Raw genomic sequence first — 14,139 nt, forward strand, 5'->3', positions numbered from 1 at the left:
TTAAACCGCCTCCATTTTAATTGGCTTCTCTAAATAATGTTGCTTTAATTTTTCTTGGGCTTCTAGAACAAATTTCTGCATGTTTTTAACATGCTCTTGGTTATCTCCAGCTTTAGTATATCCTGATAGTTTTTCCCAATGATTGAGTTCTGCCTGTAAAGCGAATAATTTCTTTTCCCACTCAGCTTCATCATTAGATGCTTTTTCTTGAGAAACTTCTGGCTTAGGTTCTTCCTTAAATTTATAATCGTGTTTTAAGGCGCTAATAAAATATGGGATAGGATAAAAACCTGTCCGCTCTTTTTTTGCATATTTCTTGGTATAGTTAATCTTCTCTTGAATATACTCTTCTGAGTAGTTATTTATAATATTTTCTAATATTGACTCATTTAATATGCCAAAAGTTGATTTTATTTCTTTATGTATCTGCTCATTTTCACGATCAATACAGCTGACTTCTGATATTATTGTATTTTTTTTGTTCTTAACTAGAACCTCAAATCCAGTAATTTTTCTACCAACTCTTATTGGATCCAAGCTAACAGCAAAATTAGCTCGATCATTAACCTCTTCTAATGAGGGCGAAATGACATTTCTTGTAAGTTCCCGCATACTTGGATATTTATCTTCAGGAACTCCTAAAATTTTTCTAAATGTATCTAATGAAATAATTTTATTTTTTTGTAAGTTAATAAACCGTGTACTATTTTCATAAAGAGCATGACCATATTTCGATTCAAATTCAGATTGCAGATCAACGTCGATTGTACCGTATATAGATGGATTAACTAGTAAATCAAGCATGATTTTATGAAAAGAAAAATTGATGGTATTATCTTGATAGAACGTAGGCGCACCATGTAAAACTCGTAAATTTAAAAACGAGATATCTGTAGGTACCTTATCTTTCAATAAATTCCATTCTATTTTTAATGATGCCAACCCATCAATGGACTCTTTTAGATATTGGGTATTATTACTATTAAACTTGACTGCTTTTAACAGCTTAGAAAAAGGCATATTACATTCGACAGCGACCGAATTTTGATGGTTATTTATGCGACCATCTCCTTTTATTGCTTCATACAAAAGCACATTGACAATTTTCCGTTGCAATACACTCATTAAAGAGTATGCATGAATAATTGTTACATGTTTACGTATTGTTTTTTCAGCGAACATTACCCATTCCGTTTGGCCTTTTTTCTTATTTTTTCCTCATCATTCTACTCAAAATAGCAGCGCGTATTATGGCAGTTTGAGGGCCTCTTATATCAGGATATTCCTTTACAACTTCATTTCTCATATCAGAAAAAAAACATCGTTGCTTAAATGTCATATAAATTTTATCAAATACGAAATTTTCACTATTCCCTTCTGCATTGAGTACCATTTCTTTGTAATCAGGATTTTCCTTTAACATTATGATGGCTTCGTTTACCCAATCAGTTTTCTTTTTTAAATTATATTTTTCAGAATTTAACAGAATTTCTCTGAGTGACTCTTTAATTTCTTTATTAATAGTAAATGTAATAATTTTCTTATCGTCTTCATTATTATTGAGTTTCAGCTTATTCATTTTAATCACACTTCCTGAGCAATTAGAGGAATTATTTTTTTAAAGCACTCCTCAACTGACTTACCATTATTCCATTGGACATTATTGCTTAACATATTCATTTGCTCGACGATGCTCTCGTGTAGAATGTTGCTTGAAACTAAGGCATCAAAGATAATTTTGGCAATATTGGGTTTTACCTTACCTAAACTAACATTTAATTGTTTACGTCCTCTTATTTCTTTTTTTGTAACTAACGAAAATTCAAGTTCTTTTTTTAGCTTTACAATTGCATCAAAGGATAGATTTTCTATGGCTGCCTTTAAGAGAACTTGTTGATGTTCTGCGTTTTCAACTGAAATAATTAATTCAATTAATTTTACATTCTCTATTTTTCCTTCAGCAATCGCCTGCTTTATCTCTGGACTAGCTTGCAAAATCAGAATATATCTTCGAGATTGTGTTATAGACATTCCCGTTAAATCACTTAATACTTTTGATGTTATTTTCTCGCTATCACTTTTTTCTTTATTTTCGTTTAAATACTCTTTAACAATAGCCTCAATACTCGCAACTCTTTCAGCCAGAGATAAGTCTACACGCTCATTATTCTCAATCCACTGTAGAACTCTTAACTTTGAACCAACAGGTCGTTGACTTGCAATTCTTGCTATAATTTCCTTTTTACCGGCAATCGCTGAGGCCAAGGTTCTACGTTCACCAGCGATTAAACGACATTTGTTCCCAAATCTGTATACAAATATGGGGTTAATTAACTGATCATCTAGTATAGTTTTTGCTAATGACTCAAGCGATTTCCAATCATTTTTCTTTTTTGTATATTCAGGATCAGAGGGATCTATTCCATTTATTGCATCATGAAGTGTTAGTGCTAGTTCACGATTGTTTTCCGGATCAAGTTCTATTTTATCTAAGGACAATACTTCTATTGACAGTTCCCCAGCATAATCATTGGCAATTGCCAGTGTTCTTGATATGGCATCCTTTGTCTCTCCAGTTTTAACTGAATTCAGTTTGAATTTACTAACCATAGGAAGCCTCCTTTTCTTCTATTTTGTTGTATACATTATGAAATACCCTGTCATATACATAAGAGCACCATTTCTCACTTTCAATTCTAGCGAGATGTGTTTGTGGTAAGTTAAATACACAATTAGGTTTTGCATCCTCTACTACCAATTCTGAATAAATGGTTCTTTGGGCTATAGGAGGTAATAACCATTCTTCTGATTTTTCTATTGAACGCAAATCATTAAGGAACTTAGTATGTACTGCTGTTTTACGAACTTGGTTAGGTAAAATTCCCGCTATTTTAATAGTATCGTCTTTCACTCTTCTAAGTTGCTCTTGTGAAATTGCTTGGATCATGCCTATGGTTCCATTAATACCATATTGTTCAAGTTCAGTTGGCAATAGTCCATGAGTTGCTGCTCGCAACCCTGCCATTGTTAGTGGGCCAAACTGTGGATTCGTATCAATAATAACAAATTGGTAATCACTGTGGGTTGATAGCATTTCGGTAAATTCTTTAAGACGATTTATAACCTTTTCTTTTACATCAACTTTTAGAACACGTTGTGCATCTTCCAATAATGAAGCAAAAGAAGGAAAACAATGTAAATTGTCAACCCATGTTGGATATGGATAAATAGATTTACCTATGAATATATCTGCAATACTACTAACTCCATCCCAATGAGGATCATCTTCTGGTAAGTTGTTTGGATCCCACTCTGGATGTGCTTTAGGCATGTAACCAGTTGGGTGAGCTGGATCTCTTGTAGTCGGAATTAAGCTAGATGAAGAGTTGCCTTGTGGGTCTAAATCGATAAAGGCCCCTTTCATGTTTTTACATTTAGCTAGATATTGTGCAAGAGTGAGAGCAATAGTTGATTTGCCAATCCCTCCTTTGTTTCCGGCTGTTGTAATTACTTTCATCCATCCCCCTTTGCAATAAGGTGCTTTGTACTATTTTTTTAGACTAACTTTATTGAAACAAATTTGCAAGCGGTAATTTGTACTATTCATCTTAATTCTAAAAAAAGGAAAATATATATCTTTTTTCTTCTATTCATAAGTTCATCAAATAAAAACATCATAACCATATGATTTTAAATGATTTATATAAGAGCTATTGTGTATTTATTTGGGATTGATAGTGTAGGTTTATGAGTTTTTGTGTGTAGTAATATGGGGATTAATGGGACTTAAAATTTCATGTGTGGCTTTATGGGAGGTCATGGTGTAGGTATATGGTAATGGTGTAGCTTTATGGGGTGTTTTTAGCTTTTATCCACATTTTCTAATGTCGGAAACTTCTGACAGATACTGGATTTTTACTCTAGTACCTTTAAAATTTTGATTAGTATCTCGCATTGTGAATTTTTGTAAAATAATTATTCCAGCGTTTTGTGCGCGTTTATACTAACCGCCCAACTATCAAATAGATGTGTTTATCTTGAAGACAGAGTAATATTGCAAAAGTTACATTAAATTATACTTTTTGCATTTTTACGAGTAAGTTATTGACTTATTTTGATAATATCCTAAATTCGAGAATGGATATAAGATAATGTTATTTTCATGTTTTAGATATCATTTTTAATTGTAATAAATTACTTTCTATAAATAGAGCATCTCATTATCTGATGAATGACGGCTCCTTTAGTAAGCTAAATGTCAAAAATAAAAGAACTGTTTTCCCATCTGCGCCAGTGTATATGATTAATTCATATTTAGAATATTGATTGTTAAGCAATATATGTTGGTAATATTAGTCTTCGTATAGAGTTATCTGTTTTATCTATCTTTACCCATGGCGAAGAATATATTGTTTGGCTGAGATTTGTGTTTTTGATTAAGTGGACAAATCTTTTTTATAGCTATGCGCTTATTATCAAGATAAATGGTTGTGTCGTTTGTTATTTTTCAATAACCTATTTAACAATAGTCCTATATCTCTCAGGGCATTATATTAAATCTTTTATTTTGATGGAATAGATGGATTTCTCTACTAAATTTATTCTCCTAATTTAATCAGGCTTTTTAATGTTGAAGCAATGGCTATTACATTAATCCTAGAAAAAGCAGTTCAATCGTAACGTGAGGCTTTAGTGTGCTAAATTTTAAAGGGTTTGTGATGCTCTTAATTGTCTTTGATATTTTTTTGTTTTGGGCCGTTTGAATTTTATTAAATTTAATCCTGGATCTGTTTTAATGGCACTTTAAATTTCACGGGACCACTGTTATGGATTATCGATTTAATAAATTGTCCCCGGGGGATAATATCGTTAACTCATTGATTATAAATAATAAAAATATAATTAATTCTTTAATTAACGGTTGTGGAATGGTGTAGATTTATGAGAAAGAAAATTCTAGAGTAAATTGAAGAAGATTAACAAGAAAGGATTCTAACTTAATCGGAAAAACATAAATCTCAATAACTTAAGTGATTAAATATAAAATTTGGGAGGAAAAAACTTGAAGAATCATTTATTATACAGGGCGACATCCATGTTAATTATTTTTTCTTAACAGCAATACATTATAATTAAAGGTCTGAAATATTGGCAACTTATCATGGGTGATGCAATTGTGGCTGTAACGTAGAGGAATTACTATATGACTATTATTGATGCAAGACCTACCTGTTTTTATCATCCGATAAAAGTCATTTTTTTAGATGATAACAGAGCATTTTTGGATGCGTTAGATTTAGAATTTGGCCAAAAGTTTAATATACTAACACTTACAAGCTCAGATATGGCTTTTCATCTTATTGATAACGATTGTCAAGATATCACCCAATCAATTTTCAAATTAATGAATGATGTGAATTTAGATACTACTAATGATCGAGTTATTGGCTTTGATGTTAGTAACATGTTAAATCAGCTTTATCATAAAGCAAGGTTTGAGAATGCACCATTGTTAGTTGTGGACTATCAAATGCCCGGTATTAACGGAATTGAATTTTGCAAAAAAATTAAAGAGAAAAAAATCTTTAAAATTATGCTAACGGCTGAAGCAGATAAAGATACTGCGATAAAAGCTTTCAATCACGGTTTAATTGATAAATTTATACTCAAGACAAGTGAAAATCTATATCCAGAAATTACATTAGCTGTGGATGACCTAACTCAGCGCTATTTCAGAGAGTTAACAAAAAATATAGTTAATGCGTATGAAAACTCCATTAATAATTTATTTGATAATGAATTATATCAAAAATTATTTGCTAGTGTTCTAATACAAGCACAGGCTGTTGAGTATTATCTAGTTGATAACTCAGGTAGTTTTTTATTTCTTGACAAAGACGCCAAACCTACATGGCTTATCCTTAGACACGTAAAAGAGCTGTCAGATCAATTAGATTTAATGCGGGGATATGAGCTACCCGAACAGACCATGGCCGCTGTTACAAAAAAAGAGAAAATATTATTCTTGTTATCAGAAAAAGAATATAAAAAACCAATAGCTGAGTGGATTAACTATTTATTTGATGCGCAAAAGCTAGATAACAATTACTACTACAGTATTACCAAAGATCATTTAACTGATTCTATAGATTGGGGAAGGGTGGTTTCATATTCCTCATATCTAGCAGAGAGATAATTTGTCACAATTATTCATTAAAAAGAGATAAAAAATAATTTTCAATCTTTGAAGTTTGCTCACGTATAGCGCTCATAGAATATAAAAATTTTTCCATCTGCTTTTGGTTAATATCGACGGTATCCATTGACTGTGAAATTGTATTCATGAAACTCGAAGCAGATTTTGTCATGCTGTTGATGATAACAATTGAGTTTAAAAAATCGTGTTTTAATTTATCTTTATCCGTAGAGTTCATGTTGAATTCCCGTGTGCAAATTGAAAAGGTGGCTCTTTACCAACAATTGTTTTAATCCATGGCACTTGGCGAAATCGATCTCGCGAATGGCCAGTGGCAAGATGAACGTCAATAAACCCCTTATCAAAAAGGAGTTTTGCGCAATCCTCGCCTCTAACATTGTTTCCTAGATCTGAGTCAATATAAATAAGAGTATTCTTACAATAATTATTTATTTCATTTACGAACTCATCAAATGACGAATAGGTTGAAATACTTTGTCCAGCCTCTTCAGCCGCAAAGATCCAAGTCATTCGCATCATTTCATCATCATCAATAAAAACCACCGTATTTATAAGTTCTTTCTCTGGAGTCTCAATAATTTTAATATAAGGTACATAAGATTTTGGTATGATTTTAACGCCAATATTTTCACATCGATTTCGTATAGCAATATCTTCAAAGCAACTGGTAACTAAAATAGCTTTACCATTTAAATTAAGCTCTTCAATCACATCTAAACCATTTTTAATATCAGCGAGCAACTCATAATCCACTAAATATAATATTGGAGTTTTTGGATCAACTTTATACTGAACTAAGTCGATCGCGTTATAAAAATGAAACATTTTAACGTGTGAAATATTTGAAAACCGTTCATTCCATGCGTCATGGATGGATATATCGTCATCTAATACGACAATATTAGTACCATACCTAATATTCATTGAGTCACAGAACCAACTAGGGGGGTTAGACCTAATTAGAGTGATATGAATTTTTGTCCCAACTTTTTCTTCAGAGTGAATATGCATTGAACCATTGATCTGCTCTAAATATTGTTTAGCATAAGATAAACCAAAACCAGCACCAGTTTTCTTATTAAAGCTAAATCCTTGCTCTGTAACCTTTGGCAAGATATCGGGAGGAATGCCGCAGCCATTATCTTCAATAATAATTTCGACATGCGTAGTATTGCATGTTAGAGAGATAATAATAGAGCCATTAGAATTAACTGCCTCAATACCATTATTAATGAGATTAGATAGAACGCGCTTAAAAGAATCAGGGTGTATCTTAGAAAAACAATTATATGAGTGGTCGGACCCAAGTAAGTTGATTTGGATTTTGGTTGCGTAATATTCATATCTTTTTTCTGCAACGATATTATCTAAAACTACAAATATTAATTCTGGAGAATTATTCATATATATTTCACTACTTTTACAGTCAAGCAAATTATTTTTAGATTGTAAGAGTAGGTTATTAGCAATATCATTGATTCTTTTAGCTGCATTTCTGATCATAATGCGTTTATTTTCAGGAATCGATGTTACATCTGATAGTGCGGTGTTTATTGCCGCTAATGGTGATCGGATATCGTGAGCAACAAGCTCAGCAATATTTTTTCTTACCTCGTAATAGGCTTTTTCTTTCTGTAAATTGATTATTTCTCGATGTTCATCAATAAATTTATTAGCAATTTGTCTATATTCATTAATTTCAACTTTTGCAAAATCAACAGCATTATTACTTTGATGTGATGAAATAAAATCAAGCAAGTATTCGGTATTGTTTGCTATTTTTTTTCTCATAGAAAGGAATAGAAATAAGAAATTAAAAAGAAATATTCCAAGTACGATCAATAAAATTAACAAAAGCCCATAGGACACTGGCAAAGTATAGATAGAATTATATTGCTTACTTGCAACCACCGAGCCCAATATCTTTTCATCATTTTTAATTAATGTTATACCGGAAATTTGCCCATTATCTTTTTTGCATAGAAGGTAATTATTTTTGCTGTTTTCTTCGCAAGTACCTACATCTTCAATTTTATTTTTTAAAGGAACAAATTTTATTGAGTCTAGTTTGCGTTCATTACCTAAATTGTATAGGACTAAATCAAGAGCATCCTTATTATTAAGAAGCTGATATCTACCAATTTCATCAGTGGTAAATGAGTCATTAATAATTAAATTTCTGGAAAAGACACTCATCTGATTATGAAAATAATCTTTTGCAAGCATGAGTATAAATCCAAAAATAATAAATTGGATTAGAGCAGAATATGCCATTTTCTTGATAAAAATTGCTTTGATTGAAGAGCTTTTATTTTTCATAAGCATATCCATTGCTATTAACTGATAAAATAACGTAATTGGTCGATCGATAAAATTGACCATTATTTAAATAAGCCCCGGTAATGCCAATATAATCAGTACTTAATATGCTGTTTGTATTGACGATACCGGTTCTATTCAATGCTTTCAAAATAATCTTCATCGAATCATAAGTGTATGCTGCCAATACAGTGGGTTTTTCATGGAATTTTTGAATATAAATATTTTCAAATTTAGTTAAAGCATCATAGGGCTGTATAAAATCTAAATTGCGGATAAAATGAGAGTGAATTACTTTATCATTTAGTCGCATAAAAAATGTTTGACTAACTGAAGAACCAAAGTTTTCTGTGCCAATAAAAACAGTGCTATGGTTATTCATAATATTGGCAATTTTTGCTGATGCTATTGCACCTGACAATAAAAAAACATATTGATATTTTCGTTCATTCAAAAAAATGCTCAATTTTCCCTCTATATCGCTGTCATTTTCTAGAAAATCAAATGTAGAATATTGTACGTGTTCCTTTTTTAGAATGCTGGAATACACTTCCTTATACTTTAGCATCTCATCACGGTTAATTTCCGTTATAAGCAACACGTTGTTTATATTTTTATAGCGCTCATGTAAGTAGCTCATCATTTTTTCAGCTTGGTAATTATAGCTTGGCATAAAGATAAAAATATTCTTAGGTAATTGATCAGAGTTGGTGGTGCTAGCGTAGGAAGTAAAAATAGGAATGGTGTCATTTTTCTGTTCTTTTACAGCTAATAACAAGTCTGATAGATATTCAAACCCAATAATTGCAGAGCAAGAGTCATTTACCATTTGATTATAAATATGCATTGGCTCCAATGGTCTGTTATTATAAAAATAACTCTTAATCACAACTTTGTTAGAGAGATCATTTTCTTCTTTGGCAAGATATGCTGCATTTAAAAAAGACTGACCATATGATTTTAAATTTTCTACAATCCTACCGGTCAAACATATTTTAATTTTAGATTGTGCGTGAACAACAGGGGATATTAGTATAGAAAACAATAAGATGATTGCCTTAGAGCTATTTAATAAATTCATTTAAAAGCTCACTAAAACGATCATTCTCTTCTAGATGTGGGTAGTGAGACGATTTATTGAAAGTTATAATTTCATGAATGTTCGACAATGCTATTTGGTGTCCGTTCATGACAAAATCGTGAAAACCATTTATCCATAATTTACGTATTTTAAGCTCATTAATATTAACAGAAAAATTGGCTTCTTTTGAATAAAGATCTTTTCTTACACTGATAAACGTGTTCATATCCAATGGTAGATTGATCTTTTTCTGTGCATTTTGAACCAAATTATAATATTCTAAATTGGCCCAATATAAATAAGGTCTGTCTTTATTTTCTTGGAAAACTGGAGTTAATTGTTCTGATAGTTCCCAGATTTTATTAAGGTCAAGATTATTAATTTCATTTAATATTTTGTTATATAACTCTAAATTACTTTTTTTCAGATAGGATAGGTCTAGCATTAAATTATTCAAACGAGGTGTTAGTATTGATTGAGCGGTAGAAACAAAAACACCAGGGATGGTCGACTCATAATTTTTGTAGTAATCAAAAAGAAGTTTTGCACCATAACTATGTCCAATCAAAGCATGGATGTTAAGATTAAAATGGTCATCAAGGTATAGAATTATTTTTTGCAAATCATTTATATTATCTTGCTGTAATACTAACTTTTTAATTTTATTAGATTTACCGCAATTTCGTTGATCATACAGAATAATATTGCACTGGAGAGAATTAAATAAATTATGATGATCAATAAGATACTCTATGGTTCCACAATTGAGACCAGGGCCACCATGAATGAAAAGAGCATAAGGTAGACTCGAGCTTTTAGTAAATCTGATTATATAAAATTCTTGATGTGGCAAAATATCTTTTTTGTAAGCTTTCATTAGTAATTATTTTCTCGAAATATTCTGCGGATCCATACAATTGGGGCTGCAAATTTAATGGCGGTATTTTTTATTTCTTTTTTCACTAATGTAGTTTTTTCATTTAAACAAACTAAGTCATAGCGAGCTGGTTCTTGTCCATGCCTTAAGATCCTGACAAATACTTCATCATTGTCCGCAATAATAATACAATCTTTGCCAATGGCACTCTCAATGTTGTTGACTATTATACCGCCAACATAATTCCCAGGGTATAAGAGAGGGATCATGCCATCATCTTTTATAACGGTGTCAATAGAGTGTTGTAGTTCTCTGAATAGTAGTAATTCTTTAGCTATGTGGCTTTCGTCACCCTCTTGGATATCTAAATCTTTTGTGATTTTTGTGGCATTTTTACCAATGCCATGCATTAACCATGATTCTGTGCAATAAATATTTAACTCTTTAGCTCGTTTAACGATTTTTACAGCCCCCTGCTGGGATAAACCTCCTCCCCATGCTAATTCCCATCCTTTTAATGATTGAGCAGTAAAATTAGAATCGCGACAAAAATCTTCTCGTGTAAAAGACAGGAGATGCTCGCGTATGAATCTTATTCTCTTGCCCCGAGACTCGGGGGATGAAACATTGTCTATTACAGGATTGCTCATATTTAAATAATTCAGTCAGGTGCATGTTTATTCTATGATATACCAAAATGGTTAATAAATCTTCGTAAGAATTTACCAAAAAAATAGTATAAAAAACATCAAAATACAATGCGTTATAGCATATTAGGTATGACAAATCATTATAAATTTACCTTAATGGTAAAAAAATTATTGTAATTTTTACCATTGGCTGATAGTCTTATCTAATAAATTAGATAAATAAAAGGATTTGTTGATGAAGTTTGATGTTGAGTTATACATTAATGCTAGGAAACAAATAGAAAAAAAGTTTCAATTATTACCCTATGGTCCTAGATTAATTATTTATGAACTATTAAATCTTGCAAATCCTCTTACGGGAATTGTATCTGACATTAGTTATCGTGATCTATCAAGATCCTTAGAGATTAAAACCGCTCCAGGTCGAATCAACAGTGGTGTTCCATCTAAGCAAACCATCAGAAATTTCATAAAGTCTATAGAACATGAGTGTAGCGAATACTTTCAAGTTATAACTGAAGGGCAAAATTTAAAATTTATATTCCCAGAGGTCCCTAAGATCTATAATCAATTGATTATAAAGAAAGAAGTTAACACAGATCTTAATTCACCTAAATCCCTTATAGATTCTGATAGAGAAGGAGATTCAGAGGGAAAATCTAACATAGAAGTTAACAGAGAAGCTAACACACTAAAGAGCTCTGCAAAGAATATTAATATATTTAATATAACTAACTCAAACAAACAAACTGAAATTGCGAGCAATGATTTTTGTTGCAGCAAAAAACCAATTTGCGATGACTTTTACCCAAACACAAAAACCATCGAAATGGCATTTTCCATGGGACTAACCAAAGTAACTGACAAAGAAGAAATTCAGGCGTTTATCAAGCACAACAAAAAACAAAACACTCTATGGGCTGACTTTAATCCAGTATTCATTAACTGGCTTGAGCGAGATGCCCAATACATGCAAAAACAACTACAAAAGGCACAAGGACAATTAAGGAGTCATCACAATGAGCGTGGTACAAATCAAAGCACTCTTAACCAAACAGCACTTGAGCGAGTCAGCGAACATCATGGCATTTCAATCGACTCACTCTGGGACACCTCAGGCAATGAACTCAACTCCGGTTCATTTATCGAAGGAACACTTGTCCAGCCTCTGGATGAAGCTGACTGCAATATACGGGCAACTTTTTATCAGTAAGCATGGAGTGAATGATACAGGAGTTTGGTTTGCTGCACTTAAAGATTTAACTCCAAAAGCATTAGACAGTGGTGTGGAGCGATTAATGACATTGAGTAAAGGCGACAAGTTTTGTGAATTTCCACCCAATTGCCTGCAGTTTCGAGCTTTGTGTCTTGGCTTTTATAGTGATTTGCGCCTGCCTTCTGCTGCCGAGGCGCATAGGGAGGTTTTAAACAGCGCTTATTCAACGAACCCAAACTGGAGTCATGCAGTGGTTAAATTTACTGCCAAAAGACTGGGGCTTAAATTTCTGGAAATTGATAATGAAGGCCATTCTTTTGCAGTATTTAAAGAGGCATATGAACGGGTATGTCATTTAATGAGACAAGGACACCAGATCCCGGAAATTAAAGAGAAGGTGCTGTGCACTTTGCCTCAATCAAAAGACATTGCAACAACACACCTTGCGAAAATTCGCCAGTTATTGGGAGTTGCATGATGAAACAAATTCCATGTTTAAAACTGTTTACAAAGGAAGAGCTGTACTGTCTTTTAAACGCCTGCTCTGAGTCATTAGCTCTGGCCTATCAGGAAATCCCTGAATGCGATTTCTGGCACATTGCAATGGAGGCACGATTGGCATGCGAAGCGCTTCGATTCGAGATTGATTCACAAAAAAAAGAATATTCAATTCACTAACCAATAAAAGGAACACAGCATGTTAATACTTACACGTAGAATAGGCGAAACCGTACTAATCAATGATGACATTTATATCACCGTGCTCGGTGTTAAGGGTAATCAAGTCCGCTTAGGGTTCGATGCACCACAAGATGTAATTATTCATCGTCAGGAAATACATCAAAAAATTAAAAAAGAACAATCTCTGTTTTTAAATAAGCCTGGTCAGTGGAAGGAAGCACGGGGCGTACAGACTCATTAACCATTCAAATCACCATACTAACGAGTTAAGGGAATAATATGAAACCATGCATTAACCAGATACAAAAGGCAATTACCACTTTAGCTTTAACTGGATCTTTTGCCCTGTTGGTGAGCTGTGCTGCAACATCAACAGTGATCGAACATCGTAACTTAGAAACAGATACAAAACTCAGCCAAACGATTTTTCTTGATCCTGTGGCTCAAAGTCAAAAAACGATTTACATCACAATTAAGAATACTTCTCAAGAGTCATTATCCATTGATAAGTCACTAAAGCAGGCATTAGAAGAACATGGCTATAAAGTGGTTGGAAATCCATCCAAAGCCCATTACCTGCTGCAGGCCAATATTCTTAAGGTGGGAAAAATGAGCGCGTCTGCAAGCCAATCCGCGCTAGGTGGCGGGTATGGCAGTGCATTGGCAGGGGCAGCAACAGGAACTGCACTGGGTGCATTAAGCGGTCATTCAAGCACCATGATTGGTGCAGGTATTGGTGGGGGAATTATTGGTTTGGCTGCAGATTCTCTAGTCAAGGCAGTGAATTACACGATGATTACCGATGTACAAATTTCTGAGCGCGTTGGAAAAGGTACTGTTCATGAGCAGTTTAATTCCAACCTTCAAAATGGCACTGCATCTGGAACCACACAGACATTGAGCAAACACAGTGATTACCAACGCTATAGAACGCGGGTGGTATCCAATGCCGATAAAGTCAATCTGAGTTTTGCAGAAGCACGACCCGCATTGGAACAAGGTCTGGTAAAAACATTAGCGGGCATTTTTTGATGCAGCCTGATTAGAGCTTCATGAAAAAAGTGCATAGGATTTAAAAAACAATAATGAGTTAAAGAG

At 32.9% G+C, this 14,139-nt stretch carries 15 protein-coding genes; 6 read left to right on the forward strand and 9 right to left on the reverse strand.

All coding sequences use genetic code 11. The features are described from left to right. From BW930_RS08280 to BW930_RS08295, 4 genes are read right to left on the reverse strand one after another with little or no spacing between them, the layout of a single operon-like run. Positions 1-1,182 carry a replication initiation protein gene (locus tag BW930_RS08280; protein ID WP_014845020.1) on the reverse strand — a complete coding sequence of 394 codons (1,182 nt, stop codon included), beginning with the start codon at positions 1,180-1,182 and terminating at the stop codon, positions 1-3. 25 nt (positions 1,183-1,207) lie between these two features. After that, complete coding sequence (locus tag BW930_RS08285) at positions 1,208-1,579, reverse strand: hypothetical protein (protein WP_010655311.1); 372 nt, start codon at positions 1,577-1,579, stop codon at positions 1,208-1,210. Positions 1,580-1,584: 5 nt separating this feature from the next. After that, positions 1,585-2,610, reverse strand: coding sequence for a ParB/RepB/Spo0J family partition protein (locus BW930_RS08290; protein ID WP_014845018.1), 1,026 nt, complete (start codon positions 2,608-2,610; stop codon positions 1,585-1,587). Beyond that, positions 2,603-3,517 carry a ParA family protein gene (locus BW930_RS08295; RefSeq protein ID WP_010655313.1) on the reverse strand — a complete coding sequence of 305 codons (915 nt, stop codon included), beginning with the start codon at positions 3,515-3,517 and terminating at the stop codon, positions 2,603-2,605. The genes BW930_RS08290 and BW930_RS08295 overlap by 8 nt, the downstream gene beginning before the upstream one ends. Before the next feature lie 1,686 nt (positions 3,518-5,203). Between BW930_RS08295 and BW930_RS08300 the strand changes: the two genes are divergently transcribed. Next, positions 5,204-6,196: a response regulator gene (locus tag BW930_RS08300; protein WP_014845164.1), complete on the forward strand. Its 993-nt coding sequence runs from the start codon at positions 5,204-5,206 to the stop codon at positions 6,194-6,196. 10 nt (positions 6,197-6,206) lie between these two features. Here BW930_RS08300 and BW930_RS08305 read toward each other — a convergent pair whose 3' ends face one another. Genes BW930_RS08305 through BW930_RS08325 form a run of 5 tightly spaced genes read right to left on the reverse strand, consistent with a single transcriptional unit; the run spans position 6,207 to position 11,144 of the window. Next, entirely contained in the window at positions 6,207-6,434 is a 228-nt protein-coding gene (locus tag BW930_RS08305; protein ID WP_019350432.1) for a hypothetical protein, read from the reverse strand. Then, complete coding sequence (locus BW930_RS08310; RefSeq protein ID WP_041174156.1) at positions 6,431-8,536, reverse strand: sensor histidine kinase; 2,106 nt, start codon at positions 8,534-8,536, stop codon at positions 6,431-6,433. Before BW930_RS08310 ends, BW930_RS08305 begins: the two co-directional genes overlap by 4 nt. Continuing rightward, positions 8,526-9,617, reverse strand: a complete 1,092-nt coding sequence (locus BW930_RS08315; protein WP_014845162.1) for an ABC transporter substrate-binding protein — start codon at positions 9,615-9,617, stop codon at positions 8,526-8,528. The genes BW930_RS08310 and BW930_RS08315 overlap by 11 nt, the downstream gene beginning before the upstream one ends. Continuing rightward, positions 9,601-10,494, reverse strand: a complete 894-nt coding sequence (locus BW930_RS08320; RefSeq protein ID WP_014845161.1) for an alpha/beta fold hydrolase — start codon at positions 10,492-10,494, stop codon at positions 9,601-9,603. Before BW930_RS08320 ends, BW930_RS08315 begins: the two co-directional genes overlap by 17 nt. After that, positions 10,494-11,144 (reverse strand): helix-turn-helix domain-containing protein, encoded by a 651-nt coding sequence (locus BW930_RS08325; RefSeq protein WP_014845160.1) that lies wholly within the window; start codon positions 11,142-11,144, stop codon positions 10,494-10,496. The genes BW930_RS08320 and BW930_RS08325 overlap by 1 nt, the downstream gene beginning before the upstream one ends. Positions 11,145-11,379: 235 nt before the next feature. On the opposite strand from BW930_RS08325, the gene BW930_RS08330 reads away from it, so the two are divergent. From BW930_RS08330 to BW930_RS08350, 5 genes are read left to right on the forward strand one after another with little or no spacing between them, the layout of a single operon-like run. Beyond that, entirely contained in the window at positions 11,380-12,357 is a 978-nt protein-coding gene (locus BW930_RS08330; RefSeq protein WP_014845159.1) for a hypothetical protein, read from the forward strand. Between the two features lie 7 nt (positions 12,358-12,364). Beyond that, positions 12,365-12,838, forward strand: a complete 474-nt coding sequence (locus tag BW930_RS08335) for a hypothetical protein (RefSeq protein WP_223499707.1) — start codon at positions 12,365-12,367, stop codon at positions 12,836-12,838. Continuing rightward, entirely contained in the window at positions 12,835-13,038 is a 204-nt protein-coding gene (locus tag BW930_RS08340) for a hypothetical protein (protein ID WP_014845157.1), read from the forward strand. Before BW930_RS08335 ends, BW930_RS08340 begins: the two co-directional genes overlap by 4 nt. 19 nt (positions 13,039-13,057) lie before the next feature. After that, positions 13,058-13,282 (forward strand): carbon storage regulator CsrA, encoded by a 225-nt coding sequence (gene csrA / locus BW930_RS08345; protein WP_014845156.1) that lies wholly within the window; start codon positions 13,058-13,060, stop codon positions 13,280-13,282. A 38-nt stretch (positions 13,283-13,320) separates the two neighbouring features. Then, a complete protein-coding gene (locus tag BW930_RS08350) occupies positions 13,321-14,073 on the forward strand; it encodes a complement resistance protein TraT (RefSeq protein WP_014845155.1) in 753 nt (250 codons plus the stop codon). The last annotated feature ends 66 nt before the right edge of the window (positions 14,074-14,139 follow it).

The sequence above is a fragment of the Fluoribacter gormanii genome, from assembly GCF_900156395.1.
Classification (GTDB): domain Bacteria; phylum Pseudomonadota; class Gammaproteobacteria; order Legionellales; family Legionellaceae; genus Legionella; species Legionella gormanii.